This is a genomic window from Myxococcales bacterium (genome assembly GCA_016706225.1).
In the GTDB taxonomy this organism is placed as follows: domain Bacteria; phylum Myxococcota_A; class Polyangia; order Polyangiales; family Polyangiaceae; genus JADJKB01.
Genome location: JADJKB010000025.1, coordinates 336,940 through 359,033, shown reverse-complemented (window position 1 = coordinate 359,033; position 22,094 = coordinate 336,940). Strand labels below are relative to the sequence as shown.

Sequence of the window (22,094 nt, the reverse complement as noted above, 5' to 3'; positions counted from 1 at the left end):
CGTGATCGAGCTGATCGGCCTGCCCTACTCACCCTGGTCCGAGAAGGCGCGCTTTGCCCTCGAGGTGCGCGGCATCGAGTATCGGGCCGTCAGTTACTCACCGTTGCTCGGCGAGCCGGCGCTCCGGCTCAAGCTGCGTCGGTTTCGCGGACCGGTGTCCGTGCCGGTGCTCCACGACGGCCAGGGCGAGCACATCGCCGATTCCGCCGCCATCGCCCGCTGGGCCGACCAGCGGGGCGCGGGCCCTCGGCTGTTTCCTGCGGAGCACAGCTCCGCAATCACACGGTTCATCGAGCTGTCGGAGCGCGCGCTCGCCGCCGGGCGCGGTCTGTCCCTGGTGCGGATGCTCGCCGACGACGAGGCCCTCGCCGAGATGGTGCCCCGACCACTGCGAGCGCGCCTTGGCCGCGTCGGCGTGAAGATCGCGGCCCTCGGCGTCGAGCGCACGCGCCGGAAATACGGCGCGACGCGCGCGGACCAGCAAGCACACGAACGCGCGCTGACGTTGGCCCTGGACGAGCTTCGCGCTGCCGTCGCAGCTTCGCCCGCATCCGGCCCGGCGAAGACCTTGCTCGACGCCTTCAGCTTTGCCGACATCGCCGCGAGCCAGGCGCTCGCGTTCGTCTCGCCGCCAAGCTTCGGACTGCGCCTTGGGCGAGCCAGCCGCAGCAGCTTCACGGATCCGGGCTTCTCCGAGCGTTACGCCGATCTGGTGGAGTGGCGCGACGCCATCTACGAAAAGTTCCGGCCACGCAAAACAGCATGAGGTAGCATCCCGCCGCCATGCGAATCCGCCTGCTCGCGCTGCTCCTGGTCGCCCTCGCGCTCTGGAGCTGCCGCCGGCAAGAGGACCAAGTCGGCAGCCGCGGTGCGCCCCTGGTGTTGGTGCTCTCTCCCGCCCACGGCGCCGATGCCGCGCGGGTCAAGGAGCTGGAGAAGCTGCTCGAGGCCGAGAGCGGACTCGAGCTCGAGTTGCGGGTCGCCCCGAGCAGCGACGCCGCGGTGCGCATGGCGGGCAGCCCGAACACCGACGCGGCACTGCTCACGCTGTTCGAGTACCTGTTCTGCCGGCAGCTCTACGGTGTGAACGCCGGCTTGCGGGTGCGCCGCAAGGGTGGCGCCGAGACGCATCACGGTGAGCTCGTCGTGAAGAAGGGCAGCGGCATTGCCAAGCTGACCGACCTCGACGGCAAGAAGATGGCGTATGTCGACCGCTACTCCACGACCGGCTACGTGCTCGCGGCCAAGCTGCTGGCCGACGCCAAGGTCAACGTCACGCCCAGCTTCGCCGGCAGCCACGAGGCCGCGCTCTCGGAGGTTCGAGCGGGTCGGGCCGCCGGCGCCGCAACCTACGCAGGCGCCACCGCCGGGATGGCGGATCTCGAGAGCGTCGCCACGACCCCGGAGATGCCGAACGAGCCGGTGTTCTTCCGCTCGGGCCTCGATCCCGAAAAACGCCGCAAGCTGGCGGCGGCTCTGTCGGCGGTGGCCGGGCGGGAGGACGGCAAACGAGTGCTCGGTGGCATGGCGAACATCGAAGGTTTTGCGCCGACCGACGACGCGGCCTACGACGCGGCCAAGGCGCTGATCGGGAGCATCGGGCAGAGCGTGAAGAACCTGATCCCGAACGGTTGGTTGGTCGCCAACGAAAAAGAGAGCAAGCCGGGAGATCTCGCTCCGTAGTCGCGGTTGGCGACTGGCGACCTCGCCGGTCGTACGGCACACATCACCAAAACACCCGCGCGCTGGACCAACGCCGTCCGCACTCGTAGAGTTCGCCGCATGCGCTGCCTCGTCCTTGCGATGACGCTGACTCTCGCCGCCGCGTCCGCGGGTTGCGCCGACGTCGCACCCTGGCAGCGCGCCAAGCTCGCTCACCCCAGCATGACGGACACCCGTGAGAGCCCAGGCCGCGCACACATGACCGCGGTTCAAGAAGGCGCGATCGGCGGCACCGTCGGCGCCGCGAGCGGATGCGGCTGCAACTGAGCGCTGCGCAGAGGTCCATTGACGATGTTTCGCCGCGCGCGAACCTGCTTCACGCTGCTCCTGTCTGCGGGAGTGCTACACGCCGAACCCTCGAGCGTACGCTGGGACACCAGCGCCGAGGTGAGCGGTTATCGAGACAGCGATGGGGTGAGCACCCTCACGCCAGCCGTGACTGCGGGTGCCCGCGATCCACTCTCGGGGTGGTCCGCAAAAGGCAGCTACCTCGTCGACATCGTGTCGGCGGCGTCGGTCGACATCGTTGCGACCGCGAGCCCCCACTGGGTCGAGCTCCGTCACGCCGGCACGCTGACTGGACGCTACAAACCGGGCACCTGGGGCGCAGGCTTCTCGGCCGCGGCATCCGTCGAGCCCGACTACGTCTCGCTCTCCGGGGGCGTCACCGGCTCGTTCGATTTCCACAAAAAGAACGCGACGCTCGAGCTCGGCTACGCTTACTCCCACGACACGGCGGGGCGGACGGGCACGCCGTTCTCCGTCTACTCCCTCACACTCACGCGTCATGACCTCGCGGGCTCGCTCGAGCTCGTGCTCGATCGCGCGACCACGTTGACCCCGTCCTTCGAGCTCGTGCTCGAGTCCGGGCATCAGGAGAAACCCTACCGGTACCTGCCCCTGTTCGAAGCGAGCGTCGCCTATCGAGTCTCCGCGGGCGCATCCATCGACGAGGTCAACCAGCTCCGGCTTCCCGGGCGCACGGCCGAGAGCCTCCCGGATTCGCGGCGGCGCACGGCGCTCGCCGGCACCCTCGCCCACCGCTTCCACAGCTCGACCCTCAAGCTGTTCGATCGCCTGTACGCCGACAGCTGGGGGCTTCGGGCTTCCACCACCGATCTGACCTGGACCTTCGAGCTCGGACGGCGCTTTTCCCTCTGGCCCCACGCGCGCTTTCACTCCCAGGGCGGGGTCTCGTTCTGGGAGCGCGCATATGTCGGACAGATCGCGAGCGGAACCTTGCGTGTGCCGCGCTACCGGAGCGGTGACCGCGAGCTCTCGCCGCTCTGGACCGCCACCCTCGGTCCCGGCGCGCGCTGGGACCTCGGCGGGTCCGATCCCCGAGCCTTCAGCGCGATCCTGGAGGTCGATGGCAGTTACACCCGCTACGCAGACGCGCTCTACGTTGCCCACCGTTACGCGGGCTTCGCAGTCGCGGGAGTGGAGGCCACTTTCCAATGAGACGCGCGGTCGGGTTACTGTTTCTGCTGGCGTCCGCCTGCCAAGATCCGGTGCACAGCGCCAAGGTCGACGCGCTCGGACCCGAGCCCGGCCCCGACGGACCCGGGCCTTTCCACCGCCCGGGCCAGCCCTGCACCGTGTGCCACGGCGGACTCGGCCCTGGAAAACCAGAGTTCGAGCTGGCAGGCACCGTGTTCGAGTCGCCCGACTCCGTGACGGGTGTGGACGGGGTGCGGGTGTTCCTGATGGACAAGCACGGCAACACCGATTCGCTGTGGAGCAACTGGGTCGGAAACTTCTTCGCCACCGCGGGCGAGCTCACGGTGCAGAGACCATTCTGGGTGCGCTTGGAGTCCGGCGACCACACCATCGAGATGAAGACTCCGGTGGAGCGGGCCACGGCCTGCGCCGAGTGTCACTCGGATCCAGCCAGCCAGAGCTCGGCCGGCCACGTGTATCTGTACGAGGCTGCACCGTGAGGGTCGCCGTGATCACACTCGCGCTCACACTGGTCGGTTGCTCCGGCCCGACGGATCCCACGCTCGACCTGCGCACACCACCCCGCGAGACCTTCGACCCACCGAGCGGCATGCTGGAGGCACGTTGCGGCTCGCTCGACTGCCACGGTCAAGTCGGGAGAAGCCTGCTCATCTACTCCAAGTACGGCCTGCGCCTCGAGCCGAGTGATCGCCCCGGCGGAGACAAACTCTCGGACGCCGGCAGTCGGGAGAGCGAGCGCGATCAGAACTACCTCTCGGTCGTCGCGATCGAGCCCGAGCTGCTCGATCGCGTCGTGCGAGACAGCGGCGCGCATCCGGAGCGCCTGACGCTGGTCCGCAAGGCGCGCGGCGCCGAGGCACACAAAGGGAATGCTCCTTCCCGAGAGGGCAGCGACGCCGACCGGTGTCTCTTGGCGTGGCTCTCGGGCAACGTGGAGGAGCAGCTGTGTGTCAGCGCGGCTCAGCAACTGCCGCCGCCGGCGTGGTGAAGTGCGCGCCGACGACCGCGTCGAGCGCGCGGAACTCGATTTCGAGCTGGGTTGCGAGCTCGTGGCTTCCGAGCCGGAACGCCAGGCGCGACGTGTTCTCCAGCGTCGCCGAATAGGTCATCAAGATCTGCACGTGCTCGGAGGGGCGCAGCACGGTCTTCGGGTCGAGCGCGCAGCCTTCACAGCTCTTGCCCGACGTCATCTCGCGAGCGAGCTCCAGGAAGTGCGCGGCTCCCACCTTTGCGCCGTCGGCGTCGGCGTGCAGGCGCGCGAGCAAGAGCTCGGGCAGGACGACGAAGCGCCGAGCGAGCTCTGGATCACGCCCGAGCAGCGGCGGGACCACGTACACCGCGCGGGTCGGCAGCGCTTCCGCAACCAGCTCGTGGGAACGCGCCAGCACCATGCGACCCCCGGGCAAATGGACGCCGGGGTGCCGCCGGGTGAACTCGGCCCGACGCCAAGGTTGGGACAGGAGCCCCGGAGCGACGACGTCGATGCCGGCGCAGCGTGCTTCGACGATACAGGCATACTGAGTCGCGCCCTGATAGGGATCACCGGTCACGAGCACCAGCGACCCGGTCGGGACAGCACGAAAGAGGTCGCGAGTGAACGCGCCGCCGTAGTGGTCACGAGACGGATCCACGTCCGCCACGCGCGCCATCAGAGGCAGCGCCGGCACGACCGCTGCAACGAGTGACAGCACCCCCGCTCGCGGCAGTGAGCCACGGAACCGCTCGAACAGCGCCGCAACGCCTACCCCGCACAGGATCACGAGTGAGAGCTGGCTGGCAGCCGTCGCGCGCTCGAGCAGCGTGAGACTGCTCTCCCCCTCGACACCGAGACGGCTCAGGGCCGCGAACACCGGCCCCGGTACGACGAACGCGAGCAAGAGCACCACCGAAGCCCTCCGCCGTTTGGGGAGCAATGCGAACGCTCCCACCACCGCCAGGACCAACGGCAGGGGGCCCAGACTCTCGAACAGGAGCAGCGAGACGGCGCCGACGCGCTCGGCCGCCGGCTCGACACTCCCCAGGCGCACAGCGCCGAACCAGCCGCCGTAGTCGGACCGTGCCAAGAGCCGCGAGAGTCCCTCGAGCGTGGTGCCGTCCCCCGCCGCAACGAGTGGACCGCGTCGCGCCGCGAGAAATAGCAGTAGCTCGCACACGAGCCACGGCAAGAAGAGAGCGGCCCCCGCTTCTGCGGCGAACCGTCGGTTCGTTCGTAGGCCGTGAACGAAGGGCCGCCCGACCCAGACGAGCACGGCGGGCACGATCAGGAGGCTCGCTTCGTGGTGCGCCAGGTACAGCGCAAACCACCCACACACCATCAGCAGTGGGACGCGTCGGCGCTCGGGGCTCGCGTCCTGCACGCGCAAAGCGAGCCAGAGGCCGAGGGCAACGAACAAGTGGTCGAGCGGTTCGACCTCTGCAAACGACGAGCCGATCAGGCAGCTCTTGGACAGCGCGAGGCTGAGCGCCGCGGCAATTCCGCCTGCGAGCGAGCGCGACAGTCGCTGGGCGATGAGGGCGACCAAACCAATGGCGACGGCGTTGAACAGCGCGCTGGTCAGGTTGACGCGAAACGCCACCGTTCCCAGGGGCAGCGTCGACGCAACGTGCCCGAGCAGCGTCCACAGCGGATATCCGGACGGGCGCGGCACACCCCAGACGTGGGCCGCCGTCACGAGCTCCGCCGAGTCCCCGATCAGCATCACCTCGCGGCACACCCGCGGCACCGCGATGCCGAATGCACCCAGCGCCGCGAGGAGAAAGAGCCATGCCTCCCGCAGCATCGGCAGGGGCTTCGCGTCGCTCAGCATCCAACAAGAACCATCAGTAGCTTTCGACCGACCGAGCGGGGCGGAGCGTAGCGTGAGAGGCCCGTTCACGCGAGAGCAGCGCCGGCGGGTGCCGCATCGGCGCTACGAAAAGAGCTGCCCGCGGGTGACGCAGTCCGAGCGGAGGTGTTATGCTGGCCAGCTCGAGGGGGAGAGCAATGACACGCTGTCTATTCGGTCTCGTGGTGGGGCTTGCCGTGGCTTGCAGCTCCGACGACAACGGCGGGAGCACTGCCTCGACGGGCGGCGCTTCGAGCGGCGGCGCGTCCTCCGGTGGCAGTTCCTCCGGTGGCAGTTCCTCCGGTGGCAGTTCCTCCGGTGGCAGTTCCTCCGGTGGCAGTTCCTCCGGTGGCTCGTCGAGCGGCGGCGGCGCGGGGACCGGTGGCTCGTCGAGCGGCGGCGGCGGTGTTTCTTCCGGCGGCGCCAGCGGGCAGACTCTCTCGAGCAAGTACCCCGGTGACGTCGGGATCGAGAACGACCCGAACGTGATCTGGGTCGAGAACTTCGAAGAGGCCTCGGTGCAGGCCGTTACCACCCGCTACGAGTCGTCACAGGCGAAGGGTCTGAGCTTGGACGCGGAGGTGCCGAGCGCGAGCAAGGGCAAGGCGAGCGGCAAGTTCACCGCCAACGGCAGCGGGCCGAACGCCGTCGACCTCTACAAAAAGCTCCCGGGCCAAGCGGAGCTCTACGCGCGCTACTACGCGCGCTACGGCGCCGGAGCGGAGTGGCATCACACTGGGGTCTGGCTCGGCGGATACAACCCGGCTTCGAACTGGCCCAATCCCCAGGCGGGGCTCAAGCCGAACGGCGACGATCGCTTCAGTGTGTCCTTCGAGCCGATGACCAAGGCACCGAACCCGCGCATGGATTTCTACAACTACTGGATGAAGATGCACTCGTGGATGGATTCCCCCTCGGGTAACACCGCCTACTACGGCAACTCGTTCGTGCATCAGAGCGCCATGACCGCCAAGGACAACCAGTGGATGTGCATCGAGATCCACATCAAGCTGAACCCGTCGGCGTCGAGCGGCGCGGGCGCCGAGCTCGGGCTGTGGGTGAATGACCAGTCCGTGGCGCAATTCACGGACACGACGCCGACCGGGTATTGGATCAAGGACAAGTTCTGCCCGAACAGCGCCGACGGCACCGAGTGCACCGACTACAAACCGGCAAACCCGACGCTCGTGCCCCTGGATCTGCAGTACCGCAGCACCGCCGCCCTCGAGCTCAACGCCTTCTGGCCGCAGAACTACATCACGAGCGGCGGCGCTGGCAGCGTTTGGTACGACGACATGGTGCTCGCCAAGACCCGAGTCGGCTGTATCCAGTAATCCCGTTCGGCCCAGCCTTCGCTCGAAAGCGCCCCTGGGCATCCATCTTGCAGGGCGCTCGCGCGGGGGGACTACGAAAGAAACTCGTTGCGGGCGCTTGGCGCGGGGCCGATTTGGAGTATGCCTCCCGCGGTGATCGGGCAGGAGACCATCGACCGTGTGCGCGCGCACACGGCCATCGTTGCGCTCGTCGGCGAGACGGTGAAGCTCCAGAAGCGGGGCCGCTCGTTCACTGGGCTCTGCCCATTTCACAAAGAAAAAACCGCGAGCTTCCACGTCAATGAAGAGCGGGGCTTTTATCACTGCTTCGGCTGCGGAGCGCACGGCGACGCTTTTCGTTTCTTGATGGAGCTAGAGGGGCTGTCCTTCGTCGAGGCGATCCGACGCCTCGCCGAGCGCGCCGGCATCACCATCGTCGAACACCACGACGAACGTGAGCGCAAGGCCGAGGTCGAGGCCCGCCGCCGCCAAGAAGAACTCTACGCCGTCGGCAACGTGGCCGCCGAGTTCTTCGAGCGCATGCTGCGCGAACACTCCCTGGGGCGCCACGCCGAGCGCGAGCTCGAGAAGCGCGAGCTGCGCGCCGACGATCCCACGGGACCCATCGCCGACGCACTCCAGGCCTTCCGCATCGGCTACGCACCCTACGGTTGGGACGCGCTGGCGTCGCACCTGCGTGATGCCGGCATGAGCCACCTCGCGGCGGAGCAGGTCGGACTGCTCGTGCCCCGCAAGAGCGGCAGTGGACACTACGATCGCTTTCGCCACCGCCTGATGTTCGCGGTGCTCGACCTGCAAGGCCGAGTGATCGCCTTCAGCGGTCGCGCGCTGCCCGATCCCGAGGACGCGGAGCTCCGCAGCCTCGGCGTCGAGCGCATCGGCGGCGGAGCCCCAGCAGAGCCACCGGCGAAGTACGTGAACTCACCCGAGTCACCCATCTACAAGAAGCGCGAGGCCGTGTTCGGGCTGTATCAGGCCAAGAGCGCGATCCGCGATTGTGGGGTCGCCGTCTTGGTCGAGGGGAACTTCGACGTGATGAGCCTGCACGCCCGCGGCATCAAGAACGTGGTGGCACCCCTCGGCACGGCCTTCACAGCGGAGCAGGCGCGGCTCGTGAAGCGTTTTGCGCCGAACGTCACGCTGCTCTTCGACGGTGATAGCGCGGGACGTCGGGCGGTGATCGCCTCTCGCGACTCGTGCAAACAGTCCGGGCTGATGGCCAAGGTGGCCACCCTGCCCCAGGGCACCGACCCCGACGAGCTGGTGCGCGAGCATGGCGCCGAGGCCATTCGCCGGGTCGTCGGCGCAGCCCGCGGCATGCTCGAGTACTTGATCGATACCGCCCTCGACTCCTTCTCCGGCACCGACGCCCACGCCCGCGCCGCGAAGCTGAAGGAGATCACCGAGCTGCTCGCGGCGGAGGACGACCCAGCGGTCCGCGCGCTGGCGGAACAGCACGCCGATCGCGTCGCCGCCCACCTCGGCATGGGCGACGACCGAACTTTTCGCGCCCTCCGCAGCTCGGTCCTCGCCGGCATGCGCAGCGGCGAGGCCAGCCCCCCACCGCGGGCTGCGGCGCCCGATCGAGCCCGTTCGACTGCCGGTCGGGCCGAGATAGAACAGGTGATATTCGGCGCTTTGTTGGACTATCCGGCGCTTCTCGGCGATGACGAGGTGCTCGCCGGGGTCGACCTCGTCGAGGGGGACGTAGCGGGCGGGGTTGCCGCACTGCGTCAAGCGTGTCAAGACGGTGAGTTGCAAAACCCTGAACTTATCCTTGCGAAGCTCGGGCCTTCGATCCATCCATTCGCCTCCGCTCGGCTGGCCGCCCCAAGACACGAACGTCTCGAGGACGCTCGGCTCGAGCTTTTGCAGAACGTCGAGAAGTTGAAACGGCTCGAGCTCAAGCGAAGAAGAAGCGAAGTGGTAGCGGAGCTTCAGCGCGCGGCGAGCGTTGGGGATGTCGATCAGGAAATGGCTCTGCTGCGTGAGCACATGCGCCGTACGCGCGAGCGTCACGGGCTTTGAATCGAGGTAGCTGTGGTAGCAAAGAAAGCGACGAAGCCGATCAAGAAGACCAGCCTGCCGAAGAAGGCAGCCCCAGCGAAAGGAAAGCCTGCGCCCAGCGCGAAGGCCAAACCTGCCGCCAAGGCTGCGGCAAAGGCTGCTCCTCAGAAGGCGGTCGCGGCGAAGGCGACTTCGAAGTCGAGCAAAGACGACAAGAACAAGGAGCGCGAGAAGCTCCTGCGCGAGAAGGGCAAGGCCGCCGCGCAAAAGCCGAACGGTGCCGTCAAGGCGAAGGGCAAGGCGAAGTCGGACGATGACGACGACGACGCGCCGGACTCCGAAGAGCGCAGCACCTCGAGCTTCCCGCCGCCCGCCAAAGCGAAGGGCAACGGCAAGAGCAAACAGGGTGTGGCCGAGCTGATCAGCCTCGGCAAGAAGAAGGGCTTCCTCACCTACGACGACGTCAACGAGGCGCTGCCGCCCGACGCGGTGCAGCCCGATCAGATCGACGACGTGCTCTCGACGCTCGACGACGAGGACATCGAGGTCGTCGACGACGCGACGAACCTGAAGATCCAGGCCCGCCACATGGCGGACGAGGAGCTCAGCTCCGGCAAGCCGCAGCCCAAGGGTGACGAGGAGCCGGAGACCCCTGCCCCGGCCGCCAAGGCTGGCGAAGAGGACTACTACAAGTCCAACGACCCGGTGCGCATGTACCTGCGCAAGATGGGCAGCGTGGCGTTGCTCACCCGCGAGGGCGAGGTCGAAATCGCCAAGCGCATCGAGGAGGGCGAGAACGAGGTGCTGGGCTCGATCCTCACCAGCCCGGTCGCGGTGCGCGAGATCATCGACATCGGTGAGCGGCTGAAGGCGCACAAGATCCGCGTGAAGGACATCGTCCGGGACGCCGAGGACGAGGAGCACGAGTTCGACGAGGAGGAGGCGGACCGCCGCATCATCCGCCTGATCGAACGCGTGAAGCGCCTCGAGAAGAAACACTTCGACCTCGGGGAAGAGCGCAAGGCCACGAACGACGTGCGCCGCAAGCAGATCGACAAGGAGTTCGGCGAGAACAAGCAGGAGCTGGTCGAGACCCTGCAAGAGATGCGGCTCAACAAGAAGACCATCGACAAGATCGTCGGCAAGCTCAAGGCGATGATCGAGAAGGTGCAGAACGCACAGTCGAAGGCCATCGAGCTCGAGAAGCAGTCCGGGTCGAGCAAGAACGAGCTCAAGAAGATGCTGCGTGAAGCCAAGGACGATCCGGAAGCGGAGCGCACCCTGGCTGAGAGGCTCGGCATCGATACGGAGGAGCTCGGGGACGTCAGCGAAGCGCTGAAGAGCGCGCAAAAGGGCGTCAAGAAGGTCGAGGAAGAGCTCAAGATCGACGTCAACGAGCTGATGCGCACCTACGAGTCGATCATGGACGGCGAGCGCAAGGCCGAGAAGGCCAAGGCCGAGCTAGTCGAGGCCAACCTGCGCCTCGTGGTCAGCATCGCGAAGAAGTACACGAACCGCGGCCTGCAGTTCCTGGACCTCATCCAGGAGGGCAACATCGGCCTGATGAAGGCGGTCGACAAGTTCGAGTACAAGCGCGGCTACAAGTTCTCGACCTACGCCACCTGGTGGATCCGGCAGGCCATCACCCGCGCCATCGCCGATCAGGCTCGCACCATCCGCATCCCGGTGCACATGATCGAGACGATCAACAAACTCATCCGCACCAGCCGCTACCTGGTCCAGGAGTACGGCCGCGAGCCGACGCCGGAAGAGATCGCGGAGAAGATGGAGCTGCCGCTCGACAAGGTGCGCAAGGTCCTGAAGATCGCGAAAGAACCCATCAGCCTCGAGACCCCCATTGGTGAAGAGGAAGACAGCCACTTGGGCGACTTCATCGAGGACAAGAGTGTGATCAGCCCCGCCGACGCGGTCATCAACATGAACCTCTCGGAGCAGACCCGGAAGGTGTTGAAGACGCTGACGCCGCGCGAGGAGAAGGTCCTGCGCATGCGCTTCGGCATCGGCGAGAAGAGCGACCACACCCTCGAAGAGGTCGGCCAGGACTTCGAGGTCACCCGCGAGCGCATCCGCCAGATCGAGGCGAAGGCCCTCCGAAAGCTCCGGCACCCGAGCCGCAGCAAGCAGCTGAAGAGCTTCATCGAGAACTGAGCTCGCGGAGCGAGCGAAGGCGGACGGCGCAGCGACTGCGCCGTTCTGCTTTTGGTGAGAGACTCGTCTAGCGTGCCCCCAAACATGAACCCGAGCCCCTACGCCAACGTGGCAGCAGGCGGATACGCGGCGAACACCGCGAAAGACGCGAGCGACCTCAACCTGCTCTCCGTTCTTCACTACGTCTGGAGTGCTCTGCTCGGCTGCGGCACGCTAGGCATGGTCGGTTATTTCATCCTCCTCGGCGGTGTGTTCGGCGTCAGCGCGACGAGCGGCGGCGCTGATCCGAGGGGCGCCGCGGTGGCCGCGGGCGCGACGATCGCGGTGGGCCTCGTGGTGGGCGTCATGATGGGCGCACTCTTCGTCGTTCACCTGCTTGCGGCGTCCGGGCTGCGCAAGCGCAAGCGCCGCGTGCTCATCATGATCGCCTCGGCCCTGATGTGCACCAGCGTCCCGCTCGGCACGCTGCTCGGGGTCTTCACCTTCATCGTGCTCGGACGCCCGGGCGCAAAGGCGCTCTTCGAGGCGAGCTGACGCAGTCGGCCAGAGCGTCGCGCGGCGGGAGTCGTGAAGGTTTGGCGTTGCGCGCGCGGCAACCGCACGAATGACGACGGGCACCCGCACGGCGCGCTACGCTTCGCGCGTATGCCGCTGGACAACCAAGGCCGCGCCATCGAGTTCGGGCGGACCGCTGACGACTACGATCGACACCGCCCTGGTTTTCCCGCTGCGTTTCGCCAGCGATTGTTGGAAAAACGCTGGGCCCTGCCGGGGCAGCGCGCGCTGGATCTCGGGACCGGGACCGGGACGGTCGCGCTGTCCCTCGCCGAGTGCGGGCTGGACGTGGTTGGAATCGATCCTTCGGAGGAGCTCCTCGCTCGCGCCCGGCAGCGCGCGAGCACTGCCGGACTGAAGATCCGCTTCGAGCGCGCGACGGCGGAGGATACGCAAGAGGCCGAAGGGTCCTTCGACGTGGTCGCGGCGGGGCAGTGCTGGTGGTGGTTCGACTCCGACCGCGCGCTGGCGGAGGCGCGGCGCGTGCTCACGGCCGAAGGGCGGCTGATCATCGCGAGCTTCTGTTACGTTCCGACCCCCGGCTCGGTCGCGGCACTGACGGAACAGCTGATCCTCGAGTTCAACCCGAGCTGGGGCATGGCAGGGCTCACCGGCATCTTCGAGTCTCACGTGCGTGATCTGGACCGCGCGGGCTTCGATGAAGTCGAGAGTGTCAGCTGGGTCGAGCCAGTGGTGTTCACACACGAGGGGTGGCGCGGGCGGATGCGCGCCTGCAACGGTGTCGGCGCCGTGCTCGGCGCGGAGGACACGGCTCGTTTCGATGCCTCGCTCGCCGAGCTGCTCGCCTCACGCTTCCCCGAGCCGCTCCGGATCCCGCACCGAGTCTTCATCGCCACCGGCCGAGGCTGAGCGTCGTCGAAGTCAGCGCCGCGCCAGGTTCCGGCCAGGCCCGCTCGTGAGCCGGAGAGTCATCGGCGGGACCTGCGCCGACGCGGCCGCCGAGACCCCGAGGCCTGCGCCTGCGGCGACCCCGCTTGCGCCGCTGGTGTCTGGGGATGCTGGCCTCGCGGCGGCGGCACCTGAGGACGCTGCCCCTGGGACGGTTGCCCTTGCGGACGTTCCGGCTGCCGGTGCTGTTGCTGCTCTTGTCCGTGCCGCTGGCCCTGGGGTCGCGGCCCTTGGGGATGTTTGCCGTTTCGAGCCGCGCCCGGCGGCGCAGGATCGCGGAGGTGCCGGAAGAACTTCAGACCTTCATCCCGGAGTCCCTGGTACACGGGCGGGGTAGGCTTCGCAGGCGCGCTCCGGCCTTGCTGCGGCGGCGGCGCCTGCGGCCGACGGGCGTGCGGATCGTAGCTCGGTCCACGTCCGCCGCCGCCGCGTGTTGGATGGGCGGGCGCCGGCGGACCGCCACGGAGCCCGAGCGCGTCGCGCCGTTTTCGCTCGTCGCGGTCTGCGTCACGGATGATGTCGAGCACCGAGGCGGTGTTCGCGCGTCGTGCCGCCGCGCGGAAGTCGCCGCGGAGAACCGTATCGGGCGTCAGCAGGTTGCGCTCGTGGAGGCTCCACATCTCCTCGGCGTACGGGAGGCGACGCGCCGACGGGACGTGACGGGCGAGAAAACGGTGCAGGTTGTCGACATCGCGGACCAAGAGCGTCCGAGCATTCGTGTTGTGAGCGGTGTCGATGGACTGCGGAAAGTCGATCACCACGGGGCCGTCCGCACCGACGAGCACGTTGAATTCGGAGAGGTCGCCGTGCACGACGCCGGCACACAACATCTGGACGGCCGCTCGGACGAGGCGGTCGTAGATCGCACGCGCCGCCACGGCGTCGAACGAAAGGTCGCCCAGGCGCGGGGCGGGAATTCCCTGGGCGTCGGTCACGAGCTCCATCAGGAGGACCCCCTCGATGAAATGGTAGGGAACGGGCACGCGCACACCCGCCGCGTGGAGCCGGTGAATCATGTCCACCTCGGTCGAGCGCCAGGCGGACTCGTCCTTCGCTCGACCGTGTTTGGAACGGTTGGCGATCGCCCGCTGATCGCGGCTGTTGCGCACCTTGCGCCCTTCGGTGTACTCGGCGCGGTGTTTGAAGGAGCGGTCCTGAGCGTCCTTGTAGACCTTGGCCACGGCGTACCGCCCACCGGAGACGACCAGATAGACCTGTGCTTCCTTGCCGCTCATCAGCGGTCGAACGACGTCGTCGAGGACTCCGTAGTCCAAGAGCGCCACCAGGCTGTCAGGCACCCGCATCTGGCCGGGACCCTACTCCATCCCCCGGCGGCGTCGCCTTGCGCGACATTACCGGCTCAGACGCGCGTGCTAACCTGCTCTGATGAGTGCAGTTGCCCGGCCCCGGCGGCCGTTCGTGGTGACCTGCGCGCTCTTGGCCGGCTCCGCACCGGGTTGTTCGGACCCCGATCCGGTGGTCAGCTCGAACCCACCCCGTACGGCGGGCGCCCGCTCTTGGCTCACCCCGAGGAGCTGAACGAGCAGCGCTCGAGCGCGGTCCTGCAGCAGCACGGCATCGAGATCACGCGCGATGTCGACGCGCTGAAGGTCGTGGAACAGAGCCGACCGGCGACCGCCTTGCAGCGAGTTTTCGGCACGATCCTGTTCGTGCTCTGCTTGCCGCTGCTCGGTCTCCTCGCACTTTCGCCCGATGGCCGGCGCAAGCTCAGACACGCCTGGGCCGACGTCCGCGGCAGCGGCCCGCTGCCGAGCACCGTCGTCGAGATCCGTGCCGAGAGCCTGCGCGCCTACCACGCCCGCGGCGGCGAGCGCTGGGATGAACAAATCATCGACGGCAGTGATCTGCTCGGCATCACCTTCTCACCCACGCTGGGATACGACGAGGCCGTCACGCGACAGCCGGCGAGCTTGCGCCTCATCGGCCTCCAGAGCTCGTCGTCACTGCCACTTCGCCGCGCGAACCTGGCCGAGCATGCGCTGCGTGATCTGCTCGTCGCGGCCACACTGCGGCTGCGGCGCGAACGTCCTGAGCTCGGGCTGGCAGCTGTGGAGCTCGTTGCGACCCGCTGTCCGTTTTGCGCGGCGCTGTTCGTGATGAGCCCGGGCGCCAGGTGCCCGAGCTGCGGGGCGTTCGCAGGTCAGACTCCGTGAGAGGAAACAGCGCCGGCGGCGAGGTCGCGGAGGGTGACGCCGGGGCGTGACTCGGCGCGTTTCCCCCGCACAGCGCGCGATATTGCGCGCGAGCGACGGCGGCGAACGCGACTGACGGGCGCGGAGCAAGGCGTCGTCATCGACAGTGTTGCTGACACGACGACGCCCGACGACTTCGTCAAAGAAGAGGGCGGCGTCGTTTTTTGGGCACACGACCTGGAATCTGGGAAGGGCGGGATCTTTCGCATCGATGCCGTCGGCTCGACCCCCGTCCCGCTCGTCGAGAACATCAAGCCGACGAGCCTGGCCGTCGATTCCCAAGCGCTGTACTACTCCGACGCACTCGACGCCTCGCAGCAGCACGGGATCTGGTGCGTGCCACGAGCGGGAGGCGTGCCGGTGCGCATGGCGAAGTCCGGCGCGAAAGTGCTCGTCATCGGCGCGGACGCCCAACACGTCTACTGGCGCGAAGACAACGTCGCCAGCCACGCCGCGCGATCCGGCAGGTCGAGCTCACTGGGGTCGAGTAAGCCGCGCTCAGTCTGATCCGTTTCCAAAACCCTCGCCTGCCATCTTCGCACGAAGAGGCCCAACGCGGGCTGCCTTTGGGCTGGTCGTGCCGCTCGCCTCAACGCTCCAGGAACTTGCCTCGAAGCCACTCCACCGCGGCGCCGAGCAGCGAGGGCCGTGTGCCCGGATCGGCTTCGCAAGCGGCAAAGCTCGCGGCCAGCGACGCCGGGTCGAATCCTGCGGCTCCGCCGATGAACACGAGCACAGTCTCCGGCTTCCTCCCAGCCCACGGCTCTCCGAGATCGATGCGCGCGCGACGTCCGACGATCTGCAAGCGCGTGCGGTGATCCGGGCGCGCGTCGAGATACACGAAGCCTTTGGCTCGGAAGACGGCGCTCGGCAGCTCGGTACACGCTGCTCTCAGCTTTGCGAGCGAGAGCAGTGCGGAGCTGCGGTAGGTGAAGGTCGAGAAACCGTGCGGTGTCGCGCTGGCGAGAGGGGCCGACGCGTGCTCTTCGAGGTCCCGTGTCAGCTCCGGGCCGAGCCCCAAGAGCAGCTCGAGCGGCACCTCGGCTCGGACCGTCTCGACCACGCGAGCGGTCGGGACCCACTCGACGATCTTGCTCCGCAGCTCGGCCACTCGCGCGGGAGTCACCAGATCCATTTGTTGAGCAGCACGACATCCGCCAGGACGAGCTGTTCGCGCGCCAAGGTGAAGTGTGGCTCGTCGGGCTCCGGAAACTGCTCCGAGTCGACGACAAGAACGACGCCGTCGACGAACAGGGGCCAGCGCCGCTCCATCAGCGCGAATGTGCGCAGCACACTGCCGGGATCGGCGATCCCCGACAGCTCGACGACCAGCTGCTCCGGCGGCGGCTCGCGACGGAGGAGGCGCTGCACTGCACCCAGCAAATCGTCCTTGATCGAACAACAGATGCAGCCGTTCGTGAGGGTGACGCTGGTCTCGTCCGCTGCCTCGATCAGCTCGGCATCGATGCTCACGTCGCCGAAGTCGTTCACCAGCACGGCGACTCGCCGCCCGTGCTCTCCGGCCAAGATGCGGTTGAGAAGCGTGGTCTTGCCAGAGCCGAGGAAACCGCCGATCAGCGTCGCGGGCACGGGTTCGTAGCGTTTGCGCGCAGGCGCTTCGTCTGCCGGCATGCCGACCTCAATCCAGGTGTTTGAGTAGCCGCACCAAGCTGCGTTCGACCTCTTCCGCGGGCATCCCGATCAGACCCGCAACTTCGATCACCGTCTCGACCTCTGCACGATCGAGCCGCCGGTCTGCCAACGCGACGGCGAGCAGATCTTCGATGACCTTGCGGCAAGCGAGCGGAGACAGATGCGACTTGAGGCGCTCGGCAACCTGGCGCAAGCGCGCGTCGTGCTCCGCCGGCGACAGCTCGAGCAGCGCCTCGGCTTTGTCGACCATGCCGCGTCGGCCGACGAGCTTGCCCAGCGCCTTGCGTTCGCCGCGCGTGATGCGTCCGTCGGCCAGCGCCACGGCCATGCCGGCGAGCGCGCACAGCTCACGCGTCCAGACGACCACGTCCAGGTCGTCCGACATGAAGCTCGGATTCATCAAGCTCATCAGCCCCGAGACCTCGCGCTCCAGTTCCTGCTCCGGCAAGAGCGCGCCGCTCTTGCCCAAGAAGCGGTGGAAACGTGCCTCCGATGCGCTGCGACCTGCCAGGGCGTGAAACGTCTCGGAGCGCGCAAACAGGTCGAGCGCCTTGACCCGGATCGGGCTGTACGGGTGGGTTGCGAACCAGTCCGCTTCGCTGCTCTCCATCTGGTCCCGGGTCACCGCGGCGAGCTGGTCGGCGTGAGCGCGGGCGTGTCCCAGGTAGCTCGGTTTGGAGAGCCCGCTGGTGAGCTTGAAGAACGCCCGTACCGCCGCGTCGAAGTCATCCGAACAAAGCAGCCCGACGCGGTCCGCGGACAGTTCCGCGTAGCGCATCCAGGCTGCCAGGCGCACGAGCTGAATGGGTGCCACGTCGTCGTGCCCCACGAGATCGGCGACGGACAGGTTGAAGTGGCCGAGGAGCGCGTGGCCGATTTCGTGACCGAGCACGAAGCGAAGCTCCCCCTCGTCGAGGCGCTCGAGAGCCTCGCTGGTGAGACCAACGAGCAGGACGCCGCCGGCATCCCGGGGTGGCACGACGAAGGCGTTGATGCGCGTCTCGGACACGCAGTAGAGCTCGACGTCCGCTTCGATGCCCAGCGTTTCGCTGACGTGTGACAGCGCAGCGAGAGGTTCTGGTGCCATCGCCGGCGACAGGCGCAATGCGCTGAGCAGCAGCTGGCGGCGCGCCGAAACACTGGCGGCGTCCGCGTCCCGGGCGATCAGCAAGCGAACGAAGCGTTTATCCGCCAGGAGCTCGCGTCTGAGGTCCCGATCACCATCGAAGACGATGCGATCGACGTCGAGCTTCGAAGCGAGCGCGGCCCCAGGCGCCGCGGCGGAGCTCAGTTGCCGTCCCACGGTTTGCCGAGCGCGGTCAGGTTCTTCTTGGCGTCGGCTCGGTACGGATTGTCTGCTGGAGCCAGCCGGAGGAAGGCCTCCCAGTGCGGAATGGCCTCCTTTTTGGCGCCCATGGCCCGCGCCAGGATGTGATGCGCCTCCCACTCCCAGCGCGGTTTTTCGCCGGCCTTCGCCATGAGCTCGAGAGACTTCGTGAGCTCCGTCTCCGCCTCGCCGTTGCGATTGCTGGACGCCAGCAGCTTGCCGTAGCGGAACCGCCACAGGAAGTTGTCGGGCTGACCTTCGACGGCGGACTGGTACTCCTGCAGGGCTTCGCCCTCTTTGCCCAGGTCGTAATAACAGTCACCGAGCGCTGCGTGGGCCTCGATGCGGCTGGGCTTGAGCTGCAGGGCCTTCTGGAGATCTTTGACGGCGTCCCGCACGGCGCCCTGTTTGAAGCGAAGCACGCCGCGCTGCCAGTAGGCGTCGGCGAGCCCCGCGTCGAGCTCGATGGCCTTCTGCACGGCGACCTCGGCGCGCGCCGGGCGTCCAGCTTCGTTGGCGGCCCACGCAACCCAGAAGTGGTAGTCGGCGCGGTTCGGATCGAGGTCGACGGCCTTCTCCAGCGTACGTAGCGCCTCGGCCAGGTTCGAGCCCTCGGTCATGAGCGCCTTGCCGCGACAGTGCTGCGCCTCGGCCGAGCTCGGGCGCTTTTCCAGCACCTTGCTGATCATCTCGCCGGCCTGCTTCGCGGCCTTGGTCGTTGCCTTCCCGCACCCCACGCGCAGCATCAGATCCGTGTCGTTCGGCGCCTTGGCGAGCGCATCTTCGTACGCTTGCAGCGCCTCCGCACTTCGCCCCGAGGCTTCGAACAGGAGGCCGCGCTCGAGCGCGAGGCCGGGGTAGTCTTTGTCGACCGTCGCAACCTGATCGAACGTCTTCGCGGCAAGCTCGAACTTCTTGTCGCGTCGATAGGCAGTGCCAAGCTTGAACTTTGCCCCCACGTCGCCCGGGTCGAGCTTGAGCGCCTCGATGTATTGTGTCACCGCCTCTTCGGTCTTGCCCTGGGCCACCGAGACGTCACCGATCGCCACCAGGATCATGACCGACTCCGGCAGGGCCTTCTTCGCGTCGAGCAGCACCTGCCGAGCGTCGTCCGTTTTGCCGAGGGTGTTGAGCAGCTGGGCCAGGCCGATGTGCACGAGCGCGATGTCGGGATCGGTGCCACCGGCCTTGAGCACCGCGCGGAACACCGCCTCGGCTTCCTTGCGGTTGCCCACCGCCTCCTGAACGCGGCCGTACCAGTACGCGACGAGCACACTGGTCGGAAAATCCACGCGCAGCTTGTTCACTGTGGTGGTCGCATCCTGATTGCGCTCGAGAGCCAGCGTCGTCTTGGCGACGCCGATCTTCGCGGTGATTTCTTTGTCGTCAGCCTGTGAGGCGGCCTCGAAGCGCGCGAGGGCTTCGGAGTAGCGGCCGGACCGGTACAGTGCGTCGCCGAGCCCCACCAGTGCGCGGGCGGACTTGGGATCGATCTTCAGTGCCTCGGAAAATGCGCGCTCGGCGTGAGTGACCCGCGAGCGAGCCAGGTGCACCTCCCCGAGCAACGTGAACGCCTCGACCAGCTCGGCCGAGCTGGCGGTGCCCGCGCTTGCCGTCACTTCTTCCAACAGCTTGGTCGCGGCGGCCTCTTGCCCGAAGTTCCAGGTTGCGCGCGCGGTGAGCGTCCGCGCCCCGGCGTGGGACGGGCTTCGCGTCAGCGTGACCTTGGCGAGCTCTTCAGCCTGTTTGCGATCCCCTGCGGCGAAGCGCGCGCGCGCGAGGCCATAGGCGGTGCGCGCGCTCTTTTCGATGCCTTCGGCCTTTTCCCAAACCGCAGCGGCGCCCTGCAGATCGCGCGCTTTTAGGGCAAAATCTCCCTGAAGCGTCAGCACGTCGATGTCGTTCGGCCTTGCATTCGCCAGCGCCTCCAGCAAACCCTTTGCTATCGGTTTGTTGGCCGCCGCTGCCTGGGCGGCGCGCGCGAGCTCGAGGTTCGGCACGTCCTTCAGCTGCTCGGTCTTGAGCTCGTCGAGCAGCACCTGCGCACGCGCGCTCACTTCGGGATCGGCACCGAAGCGCAGCTCCCGCGCGTACGCCACATAAGCGACGTAGGCAGCGAGCCCCTTTTGTCGTTTGTTCTTGGCGCGCGCCCCCTCGGCGATCTGGTAGGCCAATTTTGCGTCGGGGAAGGTGTCCTTGGCGAGATTGTCCCGCACTCCCTTGGCGGTGTCGGCCAGGATCTTTTGATAGTCGCCACTCTTGAGCGTGTCGTAGACCCAGAGCACACCGAACGGACCGACGCTCGGCACGAGGGCCAACGCCCCCCCCGCCAACACCAAAACGACAGCGACCGCCGCGATGGCTCTGAGGCTGCGCCTCTTTGGAGGCGGCTCGAGCTCTTCTTCGCGCGCGACGCGCTGCACCGGCGCGCGGGCCTGCGCGGGCGCGGCGCCCTCGGCAGGGGCTGCTCCTTCCTGCGGCAACCCGCCAAACTCCATGTCGTCGCGCGCCGCGTCGATCGAACCGCCGCCGCCAGCGTCGAGGTTCACTTCACCAAACGCAGTGCCGCCTCCGGACTGGCGGACCACGCCGGAGGCGTCGCCGCCGGGCTGAGCACCCCACGGCGGAGAGGACTGTTGCGCGCCGCCTCCTCCGAGATCGACCTCGCCGAATGCGGCGCCCATCGGCTGGGTGCCACGGGCCATCGGCATGCCCGCGGCGTTCATGGGCATGCCCGCGGCATTCATCGGCATGCCCGCGGCGTTCATCGGAAGCCCGGCGGCCTGAGCCGGAAGACCGGCAGCAGGGGCAGGCAAGCCCGCAGCGGGCACGGGGAGCCCGGCGCCGATTGCTGGGAGGCCGGCGCTGATGGCCGGAAGTCCGGCGCCGATCGCCGGGAGCCCGGCCTGGACCGCCGGGAGCCCGGCCTGGACCGCCGGGAGCCCGGCCTGGACCGCCGGCAGATCGCCGCCCACGGTCGGCAGCTCCGCGCTCAGGGATGGCAAATCCAGCTCGCCGAAACCGCCGCCCCCACGAGCCGGGAGATCGGCCGCAGCGACCGGCAGATCGATATCGCCGAAACCACCCCTGCCGGTGGCGGCGGTGGGAAGGTCGAGGGCGGACGCCGGACCACCGGCTCGGCGAGCGCCGACCGCTGGAAGGTCGAACTCCTCTGCCTCGGGGTGGGCACCCAGCGACCCGGGAAGGTCGATCTCGCCAAAGCCCATGCCGATGACGGTGCTTTTCGGGTTCTTCACCACCGGCGCGGGTAGGTCGACCTCGATCGGCTCTGGAACGACAGGCCGAGCTGGCGGAGGCGCAGCCCGAGGCGGTGGCGGTTTGGGCGGTGCCGGTTTTGCCGGGGCCGCCGCTGCCGGGAGGTCGAGATCCATCCCGATATCGCCGAAATCTGCGAACTCGGCCGAGGCCGGCGGGGGGGCCACGAGGGCGGGCAGGTCGGCCTCATCCGGCGTGAATGCCGGGGGTTTTTGCCCGGGTCGAGGCGGAAGAGGAGGTCCCCCGGGGCGCGGAGGGGCCGGCGCTGCGGTTCCCAGCAGGGTGGCCTTCGGAACCGGCTTGGCGGCAGCGGGCGCCGCACCGCCGGGGCTCGCGACTCCCAGCATCGTTTGTTTGCGGGCCGGCGGCGCGCCGGGTTTCGCCGGCGCTCCGGCCGTCATGGCACTGGCAAGGAGCGGGCTCGGCCCGGTCGCTCGAGGATCCGGCGGCGGATCGACCTGGAACGAATTGCCGCACTTCGGGCACCGCATCTTGAGCCCGCTCGACGGGACGCGCCGCTCGTCGACTTGATAGGGCGCATTGCACCCCGGGCACTCCACCTTGAACACGGGCCTGCCGCTTGTCTTAGCAGGATATCGCTCGACTTGTCGCGCTTTCTGCGGCCCGCGCGCAGCAGACCGTG

At 67.9% G+C, this 22,094-nt stretch carries 19 protein-coding genes; 13 read left to right on the top strand and 6 right to left on the bottom strand.

Translation table 11 applies throughout. The features are described 5' to 3' along the window. Position 1 precedes the first annotated feature (1 nt). The 6 genes from IPI67_40165 (at position 2) to IPI67_40140 (ending at position 4,171) form a co-directional block, all read left to right on the top strand. A complete protein-coding gene (locus tag IPI67_40165; GenBank protein ID MBK7586392.1) occupies positions 2–766 on the top strand; it encodes a glutathione S-transferase in 765 nt (254 codons plus the stop codon). Positions 767–783: 17 nt separating this feature from the next. Then, positions 784–1,683, top strand: a complete 900-nt coding sequence (locus tag IPI67_40160) for a PhnD/SsuA/transferrin family substrate-binding protein (protein MBK7586391.1) — start codon at positions 784–786, stop codon at positions 1,681–1,683. Positions 1,684–1,782: 99 nt separating this feature from the next. Further along, complete coding sequence (locus tag IPI67_40155) at positions 1,783–1,989, top strand: DUF4266 domain-containing protein (protein ID MBK7586390.1); 207 nt, start codon at positions 1,783–1,785, stop codon at positions 1,987–1,989. Between the two features lie 24 nt (positions 1,990–2,013). Further along, entirely contained in the window at positions 2,014–3,183 is a 1,170-nt protein-coding gene (locus tag IPI67_40150; GenBank protein ID MBK7586389.1) for a DUF3570 domain-containing protein, read from the top strand. Continuing rightward, on the top strand, positions 3,180–3,662 hold the full coding sequence (locus tag IPI67_40145; protein MBK7586388.1) for a hypothetical protein: 483 nt from the start codon (positions 3,180–3,182) through the stop codon (positions 3,660–3,662). Before IPI67_40150 ends, IPI67_40145 begins: the two co-directional genes overlap by 4 nt. Continuing rightward, complete coding sequence (locus IPI67_40140) at positions 3,659–4,171, top strand: hypothetical protein (protein ID MBK7586387.1); 513 nt, start codon at positions 3,659–3,661, stop codon at positions 4,169–4,171. The genes IPI67_40145 and IPI67_40140 overlap by 4 nt, the downstream gene beginning before the upstream one ends. Here the strand turns inward: IPI67_40140 and IPI67_40135 are convergent. Then, complete coding sequence (locus IPI67_40135) at positions 4,134–5,990, bottom strand: DUF2723 domain-containing protein (protein ID MBK7586386.1); 1,857 nt, start codon at positions 5,988–5,990, stop codon at positions 4,134–4,136. The two genes, IPI67_40140 and IPI67_40135, sit on opposite strands and share 38 nt — an antisense overlap. A gap of 176 nt (positions 5,991–6,166) precedes the next feature. Between IPI67_40135 and IPI67_40130 the strand changes: the two genes are divergently transcribed. From IPI67_40130 to IPI67_40110, 5 genes are all read left to right on the top strand, one after another. Next, the gene (locus tag IPI67_40130) at positions 6,167–7,342 is read left to right on the top strand and encodes a hypothetical protein (protein ID MBK7586385.1); all 1,176 of its coding nucleotides are present in this window, start codon (positions 6,167–6,169) and stop codon (positions 7,340–7,342) included. 132 nt (positions 7,343–7,474) lie between these two features. Beyond that, entirely contained in the window at positions 7,475–9,370 is a 1,896-nt protein-coding gene (locus tag IPI67_40125; protein ID MBK7586384.1) for a toprim domain-containing protein, read from the top strand. Positions 9,371–9,424: 54 nt separating this feature from the next. After that, positions 9,425–11,518 (top strand): RNA polymerase sigma factor RpoD, encoded by a 2,094-nt coding sequence (gene rpoD, locus IPI67_40120; GenBank protein MBK7586383.1) that lies wholly within the window; start codon positions 9,425–9,427, stop codon positions 11,516–11,518. An 84-nt stretch (positions 11,519–11,602) separates the two neighbouring features. Then, positions 11,603–12,052 carry a hypothetical protein gene (locus tag IPI67_40115; protein ID MBK7586382.1) on the top strand — a complete coding sequence of 150 codons (450 nt, stop codon included), beginning with the start codon at positions 11,603–11,605 and terminating at the stop codon, positions 12,050–12,052. A gap of 111 nt (positions 12,053–12,163) precedes the next feature. Then, positions 12,164–12,943 (top strand): methyltransferase domain-containing protein, encoded by a 780-nt coding sequence (locus tag IPI67_40110; GenBank protein MBK7586381.1) that lies wholly within the window; start codon positions 12,164–12,166, stop codon positions 12,941–12,943. Between the two features lie 59 nt (positions 12,944–13,002). Here IPI67_40110 and IPI67_40105 read toward each other — a convergent pair whose 3' ends face one another. Beyond that, positions 13,003–14,286: a hypothetical protein gene (locus tag IPI67_40105; protein MBK7586380.1), complete on the bottom strand. Its 1,284-nt coding sequence runs from the start codon at positions 14,284–14,286 to the stop codon at positions 13,003–13,005. 153 nt (positions 14,287–14,439) lie between these two features. On the opposite strand from IPI67_40105, the gene IPI67_40100 reads away from it, so the two are divergent. Continuing rightward, positions 14,440–15,156: a hypothetical protein gene (locus IPI67_40100; protein ID MBK7586379.1), complete on the top strand. Its 717-nt coding sequence runs from the start codon at positions 14,440–14,442 to the stop codon at positions 15,154–15,156. 33 nt (positions 15,157–15,189) lie between these two features. Then, a complete protein-coding gene (locus IPI67_40095) occupies positions 15,190–15,702 on the top strand; it encodes a hypothetical protein (protein MBK7586378.1) in 513 nt (170 codons plus the stop codon). Between the two features lie 82 nt (positions 15,703–15,784). Here IPI67_40095 and IPI67_40090 read toward each other — a convergent pair whose 3' ends face one another. From IPI67_40090 to IPI67_40075, 4 genes are read right to left on the bottom strand one after another with little or no spacing between them, the layout of a single operon-like run. Beyond that, positions 15,785–16,321, bottom strand: coding sequence for a cobalamin biosynthesis protein CobW (locus IPI67_40090; GenBank protein ID MBK7586377.1), 537 nt, complete (start codon positions 16,319–16,321; stop codon positions 15,785–15,787). Further along, entirely contained in the window at positions 16,318–16,827 is a 510-nt protein-coding gene (locus tag IPI67_40085) for a GTP-binding protein (GenBank protein ID MBK7586376.1), read from the bottom strand. The genes IPI67_40090 and IPI67_40085 overlap by 4 nt, the downstream gene beginning before the upstream one ends. A 7-nt stretch (positions 16,828–16,834) precedes the next feature. Next, positions 16,835–18,151, bottom strand: coding sequence for a M48 family metalloprotease (locus IPI67_40080; GenBank protein ID MBK7586375.1), 1,317 nt, complete (start codon positions 18,149–18,151; stop codon positions 16,835–16,837). Then, a complete protein-coding gene (locus IPI67_40075; protein ID MBK7586374.1) occupies positions 18,136–22,020 on the bottom strand; it encodes a zinc-ribbon domain-containing protein in 3,885 nt (1,294 codons plus the stop codon). Before IPI67_40075 ends, IPI67_40080 begins: the two co-directional genes overlap by 16 nt. Positions 22,021–22,094: the final 74 nt, after the last annotated feature.